This window comes from Mesorhizobium sp. M0571 (assembly GCF_040320985.1).
Classification (GTDB): Bacteria; Pseudomonadota; Alphaproteobacteria; order Rhizobiales; family Rhizobiaceae; genus Mesorhizobium.
Genome location: NZ_JAMYQT010000001.1, coordinates 196,968 through 215,478, shown reverse-complemented (window position 1 = coordinate 215,478; position 18,511 = coordinate 196,968). Strand labels below are relative to the sequence as shown.

9 protein-coding genes are annotated in these 18,511 nt (G+C 59.4%); 5 read left to right on the top strand and 4 right to left on the bottom strand.

Annotated features, from left to right (window positions below; translation table 11 throughout):
• Window positions 1-97 precede the first annotated feature (97 nt).
• The 5 genes from NKI85_RS01020 (at window position 98) to NKI85_RS01000 (ending at window position 12,957) form a co-directional block, all read left to right on the top strand.
• A complete protein-coding gene (locus NKI85_RS01020; protein ID WP_352775305.1) occupies window positions 98-6,133 on the top strand; it encodes a DEAD/DEAH box helicase family protein in 6,036 nt (2,011 codons plus the stop codon).
• 711 nt (window positions 6,134-6,844) lie between these two features.
• The gene (locus NKI85_RS01015; protein ID WP_352775303.1) at window positions 6,845-8,089 is read left to right on the top strand and encodes a tyrosine-type recombinase/integrase; all 1,245 of its coding nucleotides are present in this window, start codon (window positions 6,845-6,847) and stop codon (window positions 8,087-8,089) included.
• 65 nt (window positions 8,090-8,154) lie between these two features.
• Complete coding sequence (locus NKI85_RS01010) at window positions 8,155-10,185, top strand: hypothetical protein (protein WP_352775301.1); 2,031 nt, start codon at window positions 8,155-8,157, stop codon at window positions 10,183-10,185.
• Window positions 10,186-10,439: 254 nt separating this feature from the next.
• Window positions 10,440-12,434 (top strand): site-specific integrase, encoded by a 1,995-nt coding sequence (locus tag NKI85_RS01005; RefSeq protein ID WP_352775298.1) that lies wholly within the window; start codon window positions 10,440-10,442, stop codon window positions 12,432-12,434.
• Window positions 12,427-12,957 carry a hypothetical protein gene (locus tag NKI85_RS01000; RefSeq protein WP_352775296.1) on the top strand — a complete coding sequence of 177 codons (531 nt, stop codon included), beginning with the start codon at window positions 12,427-12,429 and terminating at the stop codon, window positions 12,955-12,957. Before NKI85_RS01005 ends, NKI85_RS01000 begins: the two co-directional genes overlap by 8 nt.
• Here the strand turns inward: NKI85_RS01000 and NKI85_RS00995 are convergent.
• From NKI85_RS00995 to NKI85_RS00980, 4 genes are all read right to left on the bottom strand, one after another.
• Complete coding sequence (locus tag NKI85_RS00995; RefSeq protein WP_352775294.1) at window positions 12,943-13,197, bottom strand: DUF2312 domain-containing protein; 255 nt, start codon at window positions 13,195-13,197, stop codon at window positions 12,943-12,945. The genes NKI85_RS01000 and NKI85_RS00995 overlap by 15 nt on opposite strands.
• Before the next feature lie 148 nt (window positions 13,198-13,345).
• Window positions 13,346-13,483, bottom strand: a complete 138-nt coding sequence (locus NKI85_RS00990) for a GapR family DNA-binding domain-containing protein (protein ID WP_502900636.1) — start codon at window positions 13,481-13,483, stop codon at window positions 13,346-13,348.
• Window positions 13,484-13,644: 161 nt separating this feature from the next.
• Complete coding sequence (pyc, locus tag NKI85_RS00985) at window positions 13,645-17,103, bottom strand: pyruvate carboxylase (protein WP_352775292.1); 3,459 nt, start codon at window positions 17,101-17,103, stop codon at window positions 13,645-13,647.
• A gap of 222 nt (window positions 17,104-17,325) precedes the next feature.
• A complete protein-coding gene (locus tag NKI85_RS00980) occupies window positions 17,326-18,456 on the bottom strand; it encodes a branched-chain amino acid ABC transporter substrate-binding protein (RefSeq protein ID WP_352522902.1) in 1,131 nt (376 codons plus the stop codon).
• Window positions 18,457-18,511: the final 55 nt, after the last annotated feature.

Genomic DNA, 18,511 nt, shown 5'->3' with positions numbered 1-18,511 from the left:
CGTGGGGCCTTTTGAAACACTGCGGCAGATCAGGCGACGAGCCAGCGAGGCGGTAATCGCGCAGTCAGGCCTCTCGCATGCAGGCCTACGCAGCAGATTGCGTGAACTGTTCGATTCCGCGGACGCTGGTGAGGGCGCGCTACTGCAACGCCCGGTGATCGAAGGCGCACACCCGTTCCTTTCCTGCGACCAAACGATGGCCGAGTTGACGGGAAGCCTACTCCACCCTCATTTCGTCCAGGCGCTCGACCGCACCGATGATGTCGAATACCGTTTTCCGCGCGAACGGAAGCCGTTTCGTCACCAACTGGAAGCCTGGAGCCAGCTTCTCAAGCCGGGAAGGCCGCAATCCGTACTCGTTTCCTCCGGCACTGGCTCGGGGAAAACTGAGTGTTTCCTCTTTCCAATCCTCAGCGATCTCGCCCGCCAGATTGAACCCAATAATGCGAGGCTCGAAGGCGTTCAGGCGATAATGCTCTATCCGCTGAACGCCCTCATCGAGAGCCAGAGAATGCGTTTGTCCGCCTGGACAAAGCCATTCCGGGGCAAAATTAGATACTGCCTGTACAATGGTGATCTCGAACAGAACACCCCAGCCTCGGAACAGAAGCTCAGACCTGAAGAGGTCCCTGATCGTGTTGACCTGCGGCGCAGCCCACCGCCTATCCTCGTCACCAACATCACCATGCTTGAGTATATGCTCGCCCGCGCCGACGATCGTCCTATTGTCGAAAAGTCGAAGGGCAAGTTGAAGTGGATCGTTCTCGACGAGGCTCATTCGCTTGTCGGTGCAGCGGCTGCGGAAATCGCGCTGCTGCTCCGGCGCGTCCTTATGGCTTTCGACGTGAAGCCTGCCGAAGTCCATTTCGTAGCAACGTCAGCCACGATCGGTGACGGCGAAAATGTTCGCAGTCAGCTGAAGCGGTTTCTCGCCGATGTCGGGGGGATTCCCGACGCTCAGGTTCATGTCATCGAGGGCGCCCGTCGCATGCCGCTGCGCCCGGGCGGTTCCGCCACTCCAATGCCAAAGGATATCGCTGCAGCCGATGCAAATGAACTCTACGGCGCGCTGGCCTCGCGCGACGATATCTGGCGCTTGGTCGAACGCTTATACAAAGGCGCCGTTTCCCTCGATGACTTCGAAGCTGCGGCCAAAGCTCAGGACCTGACTGACGAAGAACTGGCACTGGCGCTATCGCGCGCGACGCGCACGGACCCAAGAACGCATGAGGTCGAACGCCTTGCGCCTATCCGGATCCACGCCTTTGAAAGAGCCGTTCCGGGAATCTGGGGCTGCATCAATCCCCAATGTCAGCAAGCCACCCTGGAATGGCCCTATGGACGGATATTGGCCCAGCGCGCCGACCAGTGTCCGCACTGTTTCGCCCCGGTCCTTGAAATCATCAACTGTACCTCCTGCGGCGAACCCTTTCTCGAAGGATTGGAAAAGGCGGGTCGCCTGACCACGCCGGTACGGATCCCACCTCGCGACGAGTTCGAGTTCGACAGCGATGCTTACCCGGCGGCGGACGATGATGCTGGTCCCGACGATGCCCAGCCCGACGATGCCGATTCTTTAGGTCTCGATCGGTTGTTCGCGGCGAGGCCGAGCCCATCAGCGAGGCCATTCTATCTCGATCGGAAAGACTGGACCGTATGTGATCGGGCAACTGAAGCAACGTTGACTGTCGTGAGTGACGAGAAGCGTGGCGGTGCCTGTCCATGCTGCGGCAAGGGGCCGACGCGAGAGAGCCCTCGCGTGTTACGCCCGCTTCGGTTCGGCGCACCATTCATGATCGGAAACGCGGCACCCTTGCTTCTCGAGGGCGTGGAGGCGACGCCGCTTCCCCACGCTGGCGACAGGAGGCCTTCAGGCGGCAGACGCCTGCTTTCGTTCACCGACAGCCGGCAAGGCACGGCACGCATGGCGGCCAAACTGCAGATCGAGTCGGAACGAAACTTCGTTCGCTCCTTCGTCTATCATGCTGTCCAGAAATCTATGCATGCGGGAACGGGCGCGACAGTCGAGGCGGAAAGCGTTCGCTCTGAAATCGCAAGCCTTGAGAGCATATTGACTGACGAATCCCGTTCGATAATCGAGCCGATCATTAAACAGAAACGCGCCGCGCTGGAAAAACTGATTGGTGGCGGAACTGACGGTATCGAATGGGACGACCTGGTCGATAACCTCAGCCGGAGCATCGAGGTCGATGAGTGGATTAAGGATGTCTGGCAGGGCCGCGACATCGACCCCGCGCTCTTCGCCGACTCGCGGAACCTAGCAGAATTCCTTCTGCTGCGGGAGTTCGCGCGGCGACCGCGGGCGGCAAACTCTATAGAGACACTTGGACTCGCGAGGCTTCGCTTCCCCTATATCGACAGCCGCGGGGAAGGCGATTTGCCTAGACCTTTTCGCGATCGAAACAAGACTGCGGCCGATTGGCAGTCCTATCTGTCAGCCGTATTAACATTCTTCGTGCGAGCGAACAGCGCGATTGCGGTCAAGCGCCAGACGCAGTTCTGGCTCTTACCAAAGGCGCCTGTGAAGACGCTTGCGGGTCCGGGGAAGGACATATCCACCGAAAGAAATAGCCTTGGCTGGCCGCAGGCTGCCGGAAAGGGCCGCCGTCCGCGACCGGTCTCTCTCCTGGTCGAGGGATTGTCGCTGAATCTGGCCGACCCTGCGCATCGCGATGATCTCGATGAATGCCTCGACCGCGCATGGCGCGATATCCAGCCCTGCCTGGCCGATGATCCGCGGGGACTTTCGTTCCGCAAGGCCTTCGTGGCACCGGTCACGGAGGGCTTTCTTTGCCCGGTGACGCGGCGCGTGCTCGACGCCGCGCCGTTCGGCCTCACGCCATATGGACTGGATCAGCTTGATGCGGGATTGAAACGGGCGACTGCAATCCAGATGCCGCGGCATCCTTTGCCGGGAGAGGACCCGATTGGCCGCGAGGAGGCGCGTGCGAAAATCGACGAATGGCTTAAGGCCGACAAGACGATCGTCAGGCTGAGAGAGCTCGCCTATTGGAACAACTTATCAGACCGCATCGCGATCTTTGCTGACTACGCGCGCGCGGCGGAACACTCCGCGCAACAGCCGAGCAAAAGGCTCCGGCGCTACGAGGGAGAGTTCAAGGACGGCCGGATCAATGTCTTGAACTGTTCCACCACGATGGAAATGGGCGTCGACATCGGATCTGTCTCCTCAGTGATGATGACCAATGTCCCGCCGTCGATCGCTTCCTACCGCCAGCGGGTGGGACGCGCGGGGCGGCGCAATCAGGCTACATCTCTTGCATTCACATTCTGCAAGGATCGCCCGCTTGATCGGGAGGCGTTTCGGGAGCCGGAGAAATTCCTTCAACGCGCAATGGCGGCGCCCAAGGTTGCTCTGAATAGCCGGCCGATCGTTCAGCGCCACGTCAATGCCTTTCTACTGTCAGCCTTCATTCATTCGCTTCGCGGTGATGCGCTTCGGATGACCATCGGCGCATTCTTCGGTTGTCCCGCTGATCCGTCGGTGAATCGGACTTTGAAGGCGGAGCGTTCATCCGCCCTGTTTGCTGGATGGCTAGACAAGCCATCGACCCGCCAACTGACGATGGAAAGCATCAATACCATCACACGGCGGTCTGTCCTCGACGGAGATATCACCCTCGTCGACGAAGCGCTCCTCGCTCTCGACACGGTTGAGAAGCGATTCCTTGAGGAATGGGAAGGCCTTCGGCTGATGGCACGGGAGGAAGGAATCAAGGAAGCTGGCCGAACGCGCATGGGGATGGAGTTGCAGCGACACTGCGACGAATTTCTTCTCAGCGGTCTGGCCGATCGTGGATTTCTTCCCGGCCACGGATTTCCATCCGATGTGGTGACCTTCATTCCCAGTCGTCAATCGGGCAAAGAATCCGACCATCCGACCCGCGACGGACGGCGACAATTTCGAAGTATCGGCCCGCAGCGCTCTCTCGATCTGGCGATAAGGGATTATGCTCCCGGATCCGAGGTCGTCATCGACGGGCTTGTGCATAAATCGGCTGGCGTGACCCTGAACTGGAAGCGGCCTGCGAACGAAGACAACTTGGTCGAGGTTCAAAGCCTACGGCAACACTGGCGCTGCCTAGACTGCGGAACGGCGGAAACCCGCTCGGGGCGCAAATCCGATAGCTGCGCTGATTGCGGTTCGCGCTCCGTTGAGCGCAGTAAGTATATTAGGCCCGCCGGCTTCACGGTGGACAGCCGTATGGTCGCCCATGCGGAGACCGACATTGTTGATTATGTGAAGCCACAGGAACCGCTGGTGTCGGCGCGTAACGCTCCATGGCGCGGCCTGCCGGATCCAACCTCGGGCCGCTACCGCTGTAGTCGCGATGGCCTGGTCTTCTATTCGAACAAGGGACCTACCGCCCACGGTTATGCGATCTGCTTGCATTGCGGAAGAGCGGAACCTGAAACGGCTTCGGAGCCGAACACGCCACTACCAGGCCGAATGGCAGGTCATGTGCCACTACGCAGAAGAAAGGGTGACCAGTCCGATGTCTGCGCGGGGAATGACCTAGTGTGGAAAATCCAACGGCATTTTGCATTGGGTCATGAAATCACGACGGACGTCATAGAGATTCAGCTTGCTCAGAACTGCACGCGAGCCGTTGCAACAGCGCTGATCATAGCGCTCCGGGAAGCTCTGGCGCAGGAGCTTGGCGTCGACGCTGACGAGATGGGTTTCGCAGCGACGGAATCGACCAATGCCGCTGCGGGAAAATCGGTTTCCCTTCTGCTCTTCGACAGAGCGTCGGGTGGTGCCGGATTCTCTGTCGCGCTCGAACAACATCTCGCGGCCGTCTTGCGCGGCGCGGAAGACATCCTCGATTGCGCAACGCCCGGCTGCATTCATGCTTGCTCGTCCTGTGTATTGACTGGTGACGCGCCGGACGGCGCCGATGCACTGGACCGCACCGGCGCATACATCTTCCTGAAGACTTTCTTGCGGATTCCGGAGATTTTGATTTCGGACGACCGCTTCGTACCAGACGCAGTCATCAGCACCGGGATCTACGATGAAATCGACAGCACACTTCGGGCAACTGCCGGGACTCAGCTGACCCTCTTTCTTCACGGAGCTTTCGATCCTGCGGACCTTGTGAACTGGCAAGGCGCGAACCAACTCTCGAAATGGACGTCGAGCGGAAGGGAGATTTCGGTGGGCCTCTCCAGGAACGCGGTCGCCAGCATGGACGACGCGGCGCGCCTTGCCTTGCGGGACTTTGCGGTAAGGCACAGGATTAACTTGATGGAAGTCGATCCACCCCGCTTCCCGAATGGAGCTGCCCCCATCGCCGCAGTTGAGGTCAACCACGCCCCTACCCACCTGTGGGTCAGCAGAGACCGGACCGCAGCGCGCCTTGGACGCGGTTGGGGTGACCCGGTGGTTCATCCGATCGTGCGAGCCGCCTGCGTATTGACGCTGGACAAATCCGAACTCGACGATCGACTATTCCTTCCAACCCCAGGCGCGGAGTTTGTCGAGATCGATCGGGAGCTCGATGTTCCGGTCGCAGAGTTCGGGAGAACAGCAGCAGCCATGCTGATCGCCAGGCTGAAGAAATGCGGCGCCTGGCGGGACGAACCGATCGAGCGTGTCTCCTACGAAGATCCGTTTGTCGTGTCGCCTCTGGTCACGCGCCTACTGATCGACACTGTGGCCGAACTTGGCCACCGTTCGGGCGATCATATCAGCCTTTCGATCGAAACACGTGCTCCGAGATCGTCCGACACGGGCAGATTTCCATTCCAACTATCCCAGAACTGGCCTGATCCGGAAATTCATGCCGCAACAATATTAGCCTACGCGTCGCTAAGACACGTGGAGGTTGATATCGCTCACAAGGACGTTCCTCACGGGCGTTTCATGACCATCCGATACACGTCAGGGCTTGTCGGCAAAATCGTCCTCGACCAGGGGTTCGGCGCCTGGACGGTCCCACATCAAATTCGCGTACGACATGACTTTAGCGCTCCTGCCCCGGTTCAGGCGAAACACATGTTCGACGGCAATTACGTCCTCGAACGACGAGGCATCGGAAAAACCTATCTAGTGTGTAGCCGAGCGGACCCGGGTCTCAATAAATAGGGACGCGCGGCTCAATTGTCCGCTCCTCCTCCAACGGCTCTCACGCTGCCGAATCAGTGGTCGCGATCTGACGAATCACCACCTTCGATTCGTATCTGTTTTGAACGGCGAGCCCAGAAGCTGCGCGCATTCGGCTGAAATTTCGTCCTGATATACGGAAAATGCGAGATTAGAACGAATCCTTCTGTTTGCTGCCCCCACGGTTTTTGCCAAGAAAATGTATCCTTGGGGCTGCTTGAAAAGATTGCACATTTTCAGACGGCAAGGATTCGATTTTCATATTGTTGACAATGAGTTAGCTCAGGTAAGCGCCTTTCGATAGCCGATTGACAGCCGCGCAAATAGGGCGGCATCTCGTGCGTGTGCGGGTGGCCCCTTTCTCCTCCCGCACCAACACGAGGACATCACAATGGGCTCATGCGGAAGTGGGTTTCCGTGGCAGGCCGTGCAGCCGAATGCAGCTAGCCATCTCATTTCGCGCCAGAGCGGAGACCTCGTCCGATCGCGGGATGCAGTTGACTGCCACTCGCATCCAGGCCCTGTCGGCGTCGAAACACTTGTCCATATCATCGTGCGGGGGCAGGTTTGAGCATACTCCCACGATCAGCTGACCAATCGCTTTCCAGTCTGGGAATGAACAGCAACCAAGCGCTATTCGACACACCCCAGCTTCGGTACTTGGCGACAGGCTCTAAATTACGCCTCCCAAACATGCCGGACGAGGATATATCCGAACAGCCTCAGTTGCTGGATCGCAAGGGCGCGGTGATACACGGCCTCACCGCCTACCTCCTGCACCTTCGGCTCAACGGTCGGAGCATCGAGACCGTCAAAATGTACGCCCGCATACTCCTCGATTTCCTGAGGACCCTTGCAGATGCACACGGGGGGGTTGGGTTGCCATGGCAAGAAGTCGGTGACAACGTGCTTGCCGTCTGGAAGACCCATCTTCTCGGACCCCGACTGGTCAAAAACACGATTACAGGTAATCGGGGGGTGAAGGCGCAGACCTACAACTATCGACTTTCCACCATACTTGCGTCCTTTCTTCACGCCGAGAAGAACGGATGGGCTTCGGGTCTTATCGGTGACAGGTCCACCGGCGACCCTTACAGGGTCTCGATCAGCCTAGAAGCCGGCAGCGTTCGCCATGACTCCCATGTAACAACCGTGCGGAAGGCCGCAATCCAACTCCCTACGGAGCGCGACTTCGCGTTGGTCGATGCCGAGTCTGGTCGGCTGAGGAAAAGCCGCGATCTCCAGAAAAGGGATCGAGCAATCGTAACTTTAATGCGTAAGTGCACTCTCCGCCGCTCTGAGGTAACGGGCCTGCTCGTAAGTGACGTGCCCTCGCGGCGGCGCATCAAAATCTTCGAAGAGGCTGTGCGCAATGGTGCAGCCCCGCTGTTACAGATCTGGGTAAACCGTGCAAAGCGTGGCGGCCGCAGGCTTGTGCCGATGCCACTTAGCCTGGTTTCCGAGCTTCGCGAGCATATCGATCGGCCTCGAGCCGAACTGCTTCGAAGAAAGGGCATACCACCATCAGACTGGCCGGAGGAAGTCTTCCTCTCCTCGAAAACCGGTGGCGCCCTCGGCCCACAAAGCATCACAAACTGGATAAAATTGGCCGCAAAGGGGGCAGAAAAGCGCAACCCGAACCATACGGGAGCGATCCCGCTTAGAAGTATCCATCCTCATCTCGACAGACACAGTGCCATTACCGACCTCGGCATCGGCTCTCTCGAATCAGGAAAATCCGAGCAAGAGGCACTGCTCTTCCTGATGGAGGCTTCAGGTATCAGCAGATTGGATACAGCATCGATCTACCTTCACCTCGGCCAAGGACTGCTGGCCGCGCAATCTGAAGGTCATCGCAAAATGGCAACAAAGTGGAACGATTCGGCCGCTGTGCTGCTGAAGCGGGAACGGCGCGCCAGCAAGAGGCGTCGCGGGTGACCGAGGCGCTTTGAGCGAATTTTTCCCGAGCAGGCGTCAAGAAGCGAACTCACGAGGCTGATCCCATGGCCCGCCCCAGACTAGCGGTCGACATATTCCGGACTGCGGCTCCGCCGGTTCCTCTTGGCGTTCCCGCCAAGCTCCCGTTAACTGTCCGGTCGCCGGCGCACAGCTTTCCTGGAAACGACGTCCCGTTCAGTTTCGAGAACCTGCTGCCGCTTCGCGACTTTGCCCATGTAATCGCGGAACAGTTCCTAAGTTACGTGTCGGGCAAGAAACGCAACTCAGCACAAGGTGCGTACTTCCTGGTGATCATGTTCTTCAACTGGGTCGCTGAAGGCGAACACGCGGCAGAAATTTCATCGGGGCCAGACGCAGCAAGATGGGAGTTTATCGCCGAACGCTGGGCGAGTTCAGTTCGTGAAGATGCCAAACTCGCGGCGTCTACCCGAAACGTATACATTTTGGGGGCGAGACGCTTCCTGAAGCATCTCCAGAGAAAGGCAATAATCCCGAAATTCAAGCTGCCAAAGGGCGTCAAGGGTGCCGCGCTTGTAAGCGGCCACAAGGAATCCATCGCGCACATCGCACCGCGCACAAAACTGTCCGATCCCTTGCCGGAGGCAATACGCGTTGCCGGACCGGAGGTGGAGCAACTATGGCGCAAATTGGCGAAGGATTTTGACACCACGGATCCCGCCGTGGTGCTGGAACGGCTCAATACGCTGCTAGACCACTTACGCGGCATTGCCGAAGCAGCAATCCGATCAAACTTCAACGACCACCTTGAGACGATCGCCATTGCAAAGAGCGTAGACATCTCAAAGGTGAACGATTTCCTCCGGGAAAATCAGGGGCGCTACTCACGCTCCCTCGGCTCTGGACGCGGCAGCAAATCGATCTTCGAGGACGAGGCCAACCTCATAGCTTACATATTCGACGCTTATCTCGGCGTGGTACCGACGCGGTTTGAGGACCCTCAGCTTTACAGGCTCCTCTGCAACAAGCATGACGGCGTGAAGGAGATGTCGGCACGGTTTCATCTCACCACAGAAACAGCGATCCCGTACATCGTCATCATACTGCTCGAAACCGCCATGAACGTTGTGAGCGCGCTAGAACTCCACGTCAACTGCCTCACGGAAACCGACGAACCGACCAACTACCGTCTGAACTGGTACAAGGACCGCGCCGAGGGCGGCCTTCCTCGGGATGATTATTTCCGATCCGGCGATCCAACTTCTTTGCGGCGCGACAGCGAAGCTCGCATCAGTCTCCCTCAAGTGGTGCAATGCCTGCGAGTTCTCCGCGCACCCATCGTTTCGCTCGCCGACCATTGGCACCAAGATTCACTTTTTTTGATGCGCATCTTTGGAAAGAGCCGAAACGAGGACTCGATGGAACCTCGGGTCGGGACAATGAGCGAGACACTTGAGGGAAAAGCATGGAAACGCTTCCGGGACGAGGACTCGCTGCTCTCGCAATTCCCGATCACGCTCGATCAGGTTCGTACAGCTGTTGCCTTGAAGATATCGCTAGAGAGCGGCAACAACATCTTCACGGTGAATGAAAAACTGCATCAAGAAAGCCTATCGGTCACGGCTCATTATTTGGCTCACGACGCTGTCCACTCGGTCAATCAAGCGCAGGCTCGCCAGCTGCAGGACTTCATGTTCCTGTCGGCCACAGCCAATCTCGATGAAATACGTCGGTCGTTCGGCCCTGACGAGGAGAGAGCGCAAGTGATCTTGGCCCGTGCGCGTAGAAAGGGTTTTGGTCAGTGGCCAGGCAGTGCCCCCAACGCCGTGCCTACAGAGTCTGAAGATGAGCCTATCGAGGGAACATTTGTCGAATGGCTTACTCGCGGGACGATTCACATTATCGAGGACGTCAATGTCGCTGCCGAGATGTTCGCTTTTCGACGTCATATTCTTTCTGAAAGTCCGCACCTGCGAATGACGCCGGCTTGGGCCGAGATGTGGGCGCCGTTCGTCCTCTTTCTCAACGCGTCCTTGGATCGTACTCCGGCACACGTTCGCCTTGAGGGCGAGCGGATAGCTGAGGAGTTGGAGATTTTCTACGGGGACCTCGACTAATGTCTTCAAAGAACGTGGTCAGCTTGACGATTGATCATCGCGAAGCACGCGCCGAGACCTCCTTGGGCGGCGTCAGACTGCGCGGCCTTCCCAAAGCCCGAGGCCTTATCTCAAGACGTAATGACCTTGTGTGGCGGTTCAAAACGGTCCGCCTTACCGGGCTCCACTCAATTTCCTGGAATAGGAGATTCTGCGACGGAAGCCAATTGAGCGATCCACGGCACTCCGAACTGCTGGAGACCGCTAGGCGCTTCTTGGAGATCATTGACAACGATCCGCTTGATACCTTCGAAATCAACGGCCATGGTACCGTCATTCACCGCACATATGTCCTGTTTGCGATAATGGATTGGGCGATCTCACTCGGCCACTCCCGCCTTAGCGACATTCGCCCAAGTGATTGGGAGTCTTTCAAGAGCCGAATTGCCTACGGATTGAAAGCGCTTCCGGCCAAGAAGGCGCTTGCCGGGCGCTCGAAGATCACCGCCGACCGCATCTTGGAGATCTTTCGGGTGATCCAGCATCTTTACGATTTTAAGGCGTATCGCGGAGAGGACGGTTGCCGGATAATAGATGACGGGTTGGACTTTGAGCCGTTCGAGTTTCGCGGGGACGCCATAAGCCTGGCGCGAAAGCTTGGCGCCGAGACAGGTCGTACTCCAACCATTCCGCCGTATATCGCACTTTATTATCTTGACGCTGCCATCCAGTACGTCGCGAATTTTTCCGACGATATTGTCGAATTAAACGAACGCCTCCGAAAACTGGAGGCAGCTCCTCCCGGACCGCAACGACGCAGCCGCGGACAGGCAGATGCGGAACTCGCTACAATGCTGTTGAAAGGGCTCGACCTGCCGCGCGCAGTCCCCATGCTCGATGATGACGTCCGTGTGCCTGCTCTGGCTAGGATCCTGGGAATGCAGCCGAGCGTGCTATACGAGGCGGCGCGCGCAAAGGTAATCACGAGGTTTGGGACTGTAATGAGCCGCGCACCAGGGCCGGAGCGTCTGCGAGAAATCTCCCGGCTTCGTGCCGACCTCAGACGCACGGCGTCGACAAGGGCTTGGAAAGGGTCTGAACAACCGCAGCGACGCAACTTTGCTAGAAAGCTTGGATTGCCGTTCAGAGGAAAAGCTGGAAGTGCCGCCCCTTGGCCCCTCGTCAATGTCGGCACTGGTGGTCGCTCGGCGCCGGATGAACACAGCCTCGAGTCGGCCACAGCCGACTTATGGTCGTCAATCTATGTGGTGATCGGCTCGTTCATGGCCGATCGACTGTCCGAGATGTTGCACCTGGAGATTGGATGCATCTCTTACGGCTTGGACGGACCTTATCTCGAAAGCCCATTATTCAAAGACCAAAACACTGACTCCGGCATATCCGGCCGCCGGCCTTGTCCAGAGATTGTAGCCAATGCAGTAAGAGTTGCCGAAGCGCTGGGGCGCGCAGCGAGGGAACGGACCGGTTCGACGAAGCTGTTCATGTCTTCACATCGATTGGGCGACAGCGTGATCGACGAGACGACAATGCGTAAGCGCCTTGAGGACTTTGGTTCGCGGATAGGGGTTCCGCCCGACGACATGGGCCAGGTATGGCTGGTAGCTCCACACGAACTCCGCCGATTTTTCGCGCAGACTTGGGTTTGGTACTATGAGCTCGGTCCGGGACTTGATGCGCTGCGGCAGCATCTCCGCCACATCGATATATACAATACGATTCGGTACGGGGCTTCTGCTACCCAGGGTCAAGCAATGAGCGAAGAGCAGAAAGACCTTACGGTGCAGATCTTTGAGAAGTCGCTTTTCAATGGCCTTGAACTAAATGGGCCGTTCGGAGGGAAGCTCAGAAAATTGGCAGCCCGAATGCAGGTAAGAGTTGCAGACCCTGTGATGCTCTCCGAGGCAATCCGAGATCATGTTGAGCACAAGGGGTTGCTACTGCATCCTATGCCTTGGGGTTACTGCGCTTGGTGGCGCGAAGCGGCCAAGGCCGCGAAGTGTGTCCCAAAATCGGAGCAGCCTAACGTCAGGACACGTCCTGCAAACCGAAAGCTGCCGGAAGTATGCGGCAACGGATGCGCGAACTTCGCGACTCACGAGGTTTTTGCCGCATTTTGGAGAGAGAGCGAGCAACGACACATGGCGACCTTAGAGCGTGACGGCATTCCAACGGTCTTGCGAAAAGCCGCTGCTGAAGGGGTCAGAATCGCCAGACTGTTCATTGCGGGACAAAAGGAATCCCATGATTGAGATTAGGCCGATCGGACTGCGTCGGAAACAGCGCGAGCCAAAAGTAAGTGCGCACGCGCCACCAGTCGCTGTCGCCAAATCACAGGATACCCGGCGCAGGCTTCTCGATGGCCTCGCCCTCTATGAGTCCATTCTGTCGACGAAAGATCTTGAGAAGCTCGACGGATTGAAGCCTACAGTGAGTGGGTTCAAGACGCTGACCCACACCGGAAGTGATGCGCTTCGCGGCCCCAATAGCGATCTGCGACCACGACTCCAGGAAGAGCTGAAACGCCTCGCCCTTCTCCAAGAAAAAAAGGAATTGCTAAAGAAGGCAGGCACGAGCGACAACGCTGAAGGCGAACGAAAGCGGGCAAAGGCTCGGCTTGCCAAGGACCTTGTGAAGAAGGTGGAGGAGTTGCAGGCGCTTCTGGCTCTCCGAGACGCCGACAACATGAGTCTTCTCAAGCAACTCGAGGATGCTCGCGCCAATGAGGTCGCGGTTCGCAAGAAGCTGGCCGCGCAGCGCCTAGACCATTCCTAGGGCGGCCTTGTAAAGGTCGAGGATCGCCTCTTCTTCCTGGCGCTCGGCTTGGTCCTTCTTGCGGAGGCGGATGATCGTCCGGATCACCTTGGTGTCGTAGCCGCGGCCCTTGGCCTCCGCCATGACCTCCTTGATGTCGTCAGCCAGCGTGGCCTTCTCCTCTTCGAGCCTCTCTATCCGCTCGATAAGTTGCCTCAGTTCTGCAGCTGCAACTGTACTTTGTGGGGATGTCTCGTCCATGTCTTCCTCGTCGATTGAGTTGTAGCTTAGCGTCGATTTTGGCGGCTGCCATTCGGCGCTGGAGGGACTTCTGCGGGAGTCTTTCTATCAGGACGTGCCTGATAGAACCCAATTACCGCAACAGGTTGCGCTCATTGCAAAGGGCTTATCAGGATGGCGCCACGAATGTGTGAAACTCGTCAGCGATCGTCTTCTTCTCTTCCTCGAGCCGCTCGATGCGCTCGATGAAGGCGCGCAGCTGGCCGGCGGCAACAGTCTGGCTGGTCTCGGTTATGTCGTCGGCCATATTTTCTCTCCGCGTCGTTTTCTCGCCGCGACTCGGGGTGACCTGAGCGGCGAATTGCAGCGGTTCGATGCCCGACCGGGCGCGGCGGGTCAAGGTGCTATCGATGCGGCATGAAGGGCTGCTGCCAGGCGCCGACAAGGCCCTATCGATGCTGGCCTAGCTCACCCGAATGCGATCAGCAGATCCTTGGCATCGATCTGGTCGCCGGCCTTGACCAGCACCTCGGCGATGGTGCCGTCGCGCTCGGCATGCAGCGCCGTTTCCATCTTCATCGCTTCGATCGACAGCAGCACGTCACCGGCCTTCACCGCCTGGCCGGCAGCGACCGAAAGCGCCGAGACGACGCCAGGCATCGGCGCGCCGACATGCGTCTCATTGCCCGGCTCCGCCTTGCGCCGTGCCTTGGCGGCGGACGCGCCATGCGCCCGGTCCGGCACCTTCACCCGGCGCGGCTGGCCGTTGAGCTCGAAGAACACGGTGACCATGCCCTTTTCGTCGACATCGCCGATCGCCAGGCAGCGCACCACCAGCGTCTTGCCTTTTTCGATGTCGACGAAAATCTCGTCTTCCGGCTTCATGCCGTAGAAATAGGTCGGGGTCGGCAGCACGCTGACCGGCCCATAGGTCTCCTGCGCGGCGGCAAAATCGGAAAACACCTTCGGATACATCAGCCACGAGGCGAACTCGAACTCGCTGAGCTTGCGCTCGAGCTTTTCCTCGATCTCCGTGCGGCTGGCCTTGAGGTCCGCCGGCTTGAGCAGCGAACCCGGCCGCACCGTGATCGGTTTTTCGCCCTTCAGCACCTTCTTCTGCAATGCCTTTGGCCAGCCGCCCGGCGACTGGCCGAGATCGCCGCGCAACATCGACACCACCGAATCAGGGAAGGCGATGTCCCTCGCCGGGTTCTCGACATCGGCGACGGTCAGGTCCTGGCTCACCATCATCAGCGCCATGTCGCCGACGACCTTGGACGACGGCGTCACCTTGACGATGTCGCCGAACATCAGATTGACGTCGTGATAGGTCTGCGCCACTTCGTGCCAGCGCGTCTCCAGCCCGAGCGAGCGCGCCTGTTCCTTGAGATTGGTGAACTGCCCGCCCGGCATTTCGTGCAGATAGACCTCCGAAGCCGGCCCTTTCAGGTCGCTTTCGAAGGCGGCGTATTGGTTGCGCACCGCCTCCCAGTAAAACGAGATATTCCTGATCCACTGTGGATCGAGGCCCGGATCGCGCTCGGTGCCTTTCAGCGCCTCGACAATCGAGCCCAGGCAAGGCTGCGAGGTGTTGCCTGACAGGGAATCCATCGCCGCATCGATGGCGTCGACGCCGCTCTCCACTGCCGCCAGCACGGTTGCCGCCGACAGGCCGGATGTGTCGTGGGTATGGAAGTGGATCGGCAGGTCTGTCGCCTCGCGCAGCGCCTTGAACAGTGCGCGGGCAGCGCTCGGCTTCAACAGCCCGGCCATGTCCTTGACGGCGATGATGTGGGCGCCTGCCGCCTGCAATTCCCTGGCCAGGCCGACATAGTATTTCAGATCGTATTTCGCCCGCGCCGGGTCGAGTATGTCGCCGGTATAGCAGATCGCCGCTTCGATCAGTCTGCCCTCGGCGCCGACCGCATCCATGGCGACGCGCATGTTCTCGACCCAGTTCAGGCAGTCGAAGACGCGGAACAGGTCGATGCCGCCGGCCGCGGCCTGGCGGACGAAATGCTGGACGACATTGTCGGGATAGTTGGTATAGCCAACCCCATTGGCGCCGCGCAGAAGCATCTGCAGCAACAAATTGGGTGCTGCCTCGCGCACCAGCGACAGCCGCTCCCATGGGTCTTCGGTGAGGAAGCGCATGGCGACGTCGAATGTGGCGCCGCCCCAGCATTCGAGCGACAGAAGCTGCGGCAGCGCGCGCGCATAGGTGCCGGCAATCCCGGCGATGTCATAGGTGCGTACCCTTGTGGCGAGCAGCGACTGATGGCCGTCGCGCATTGTCGTGTCGGTGACCAGCACCTCTTTTTGCTCGCGCATCCACGCCGCGAATCTCTCCGGCCCGAGCACGTCGAGCTTCTGCTTGCTGCCGTCAGGCAAATTGCCGTTGAGATATGGCACTACCGGTGGCGCCCCATCGGCCTTTGGCTGCGGCCGGCCGCGCGTCTCGGGGTGGCCATTGACCGAAACGTCAGCAAGGTAGTTGAGCAGCTTGGTCGCCCGGTCCTGCCGCTTCACGCTGGCGAACAGTTCCGGCGTCGTGTCGATGAACTTGGTGGTGTAGGAATTGTCGGCGAAACTCGGGTGATTGATGATCGCCTCGAGGAAAGTGAGATTGGTCGCCACGCCGCGGATGCGGAATTCGCGCAGCGCCCGGTTCATGCGGGCGATGGTCTCGGCCGGCGTCGGCGCCCAGGCGGTCACCTTCTCCAGCAGCGGATCGTAGAAGCGGGTGATGACCGCACCCGAATAGGCGGTGCCGCCGTCAAGGCGGATGCCGAAGCCGGTGGCGCCGCGATAGGCGGTGATGCGGCCATAATCGGGAATGAAATTGTGCTCGGGGTCTTCAGTGGTGATGCGGCACTGCAGCGCGTGGCCGTTGAGCCTGATGTCCTTCTGCGCCGGCACGCCCGATTCCGCCGTGCCGATGGCAAAGCCGTCGAGGATGTGGATCTGCGCCTTGACGATGTCGATGCCGGTCACCTGTTCGGTGACGGTGTGCTCGACCTGGATACGCGGATTGACCTCGATGAAATAGAATTTTCCGGTATCGGCATCCTGCAGGAACTCGACCGTGCCGGCGCCGATATAGCTGGTTTCGCGCGCGATCCTCAGCGCGTAGCCGCAAAGCTCCTCGCGCTGCGGCATTTCGAGGTAGGGCGCCGGCGCCCGCTCGACCACTTTCTGGTTGCGGCGCTGGATCGAACAATCGCGCTCGAACAGGTGCACGGCATTGCCATGCGTGTCGCCCAGCACCTGCACCTCGACATGGCGGGCGCGCTCGATCAGCTTTTCGAGATAGACCTCGTCCTTGCCGAAAGCCGCCTTCGCCTCTCGCTTGCCTTCCATCACCTCGCGCGCGAGATCGGCCTCGGAGCGGATGGCGCGCATGCCGCGGCCGCCGCCGCCCCAGGATGCCTTCAGCATCACCGGGTAGCCGATCGTCTTGGCGAGTTCCTTCACCGCCGCCATGTCGTCCGGCAAGGGATCGGTAGCGGGAATTACCGGCACGCCGACCTCAATCGCGAGATTGCGGGCGGCGACCTTGTTGCCTAGCCTGCGCATCGTATCCGGCTTTGGCCCGATGAAGGTGATGCCGGCCTTGGCGCAGGCCTCGGCGAATTCCGGGCTCTCCGACAACAGGCCGTAGCCCGGATGGATGGCGTCGGCGCCCGAAAGCCTGGCGACGCGGATAACCTCCTCGATCGACAGATAGCTTTCGATCGGCCCCATATCCCTGGCCAGATGCGGCCCGCGCCCGACCTGATAGCTTTCGTCGGCCTTGAAGCGGTGCAGCGAATATTTGTCCTCCTCCGCCCAGATCGCCACGGTTTTGAGGCCGAGCTCATTGGCCGCGCGAAAGACGCGGATGGCGATTTCAGACCGGTTGGCGACAAGGATCTTCGTGATTGCCAAGGAAGGCTCCAGACACGGAAGGGAGAGCTGACGCCATGATTAGCGCGAAAATGCTGCAGTGCAAACAAAATCGAAAGGAGCGATTAAACCGATTTAATCGATCTCTAGGGTTGAAGCGCTACGCGTCGGACCGGACACGCGCGGCCACTCTCGATCCGGGTTCGGAAGCCCCATAAAAAATGCCCGGCGCGAAGCGCCGGGCATCTCAGCAGAAAAGTCCGGTTATTTGCCGGGTGCGTTCTCGACATAGGTGAACTTGCCATCGTCACCCTTCTTCCAGGTGTACATGACGTAGTCAGGACGGGTGATGTCGCCCTTCGCGTCATAGCCGATCTCACCGATCGCTGTCTTCCAGGGGCTGCCCGACTTGATGGTCTCGGCCACCTTCTGAGCGTCATCGGCTGACCCGGTCTTGGTGATGGCGGCCGCGATGATTTCCATCGCCGCGTAGGAGTAGAGCGTGTAGGCCTCCGGCTCGAAGCCAGCGGCCCGGAACTTCTCGACGAGTTCCTTGGCGTTGGGATTCTTGCGCGGATCGGGAGCGAACGTCATCAGCGTGCCGTCGACTGCATCGCCGGCGATCGAGGCCAGTTCGTTGGACACGATGCCGTCGCCGGACATGAAGGTCGCCTTGAGACCCTGATCGGCGAGCTGGCGTATGATCAGGCCGGCCTCGGTGTGCAGGCCGCCATAGTAGACGACGGTGACGCCGGCATCCTTCATCTTGGCGATGAGGGCCGAGAAGTCCTTGTCGCCGACATTGATGCCCTCATACATGGCTTCGGTCAGGCCATTGGCGTTGATCGCCTTCTTGGTTTCATCGGCGAGGCCCTGGCCATAAGGCGTCTTGTCGTGGATGACGGCGATCTTGGCGTCCTTGAAGTTCGCGGCGAGATAGTCGCCGGCAACCTTGCCCTGCTGATCGTCGCGTCCGCAGGTGCGGAAGGTGTTCCACATGCCGCGTTCGGTGAACTTCGGATTGGTCGCGGCCGGCGTGATCTCGAGGATGCCGTTCTCGGCATAGACCTCCGAGGCCGGAATCGAGACGCCGGAGTTGAAGTGGCCGTCGACGTACTTGACGCCGTCGGCGACGAACTTATTGGCGACCGAGATGCCTTGCTTGGGATCAGAGACGTCGTCGCCGACTTCAAGCTTGAGCTGCTGGCCAAGGACACCGCCGGCGGCATTGATATCGGCGACGGCCTGCTCCGCGCCCTTTTGCAACTGGGCGCCGAAAGCTGCGTTCGGGCCGGTGATCGGACCGGCAACGCCGATCAGGATGTCAGCCCACGCATTGCCGCTGAACGCGACAAGCGCGGTCAGGGCGACGGCGGACAAAAGTGACTTTTTCATTGAAACGCTCCCATTTACCGAGTGGGCGTGGATGTTGCTTTCATGCGATGCCCAC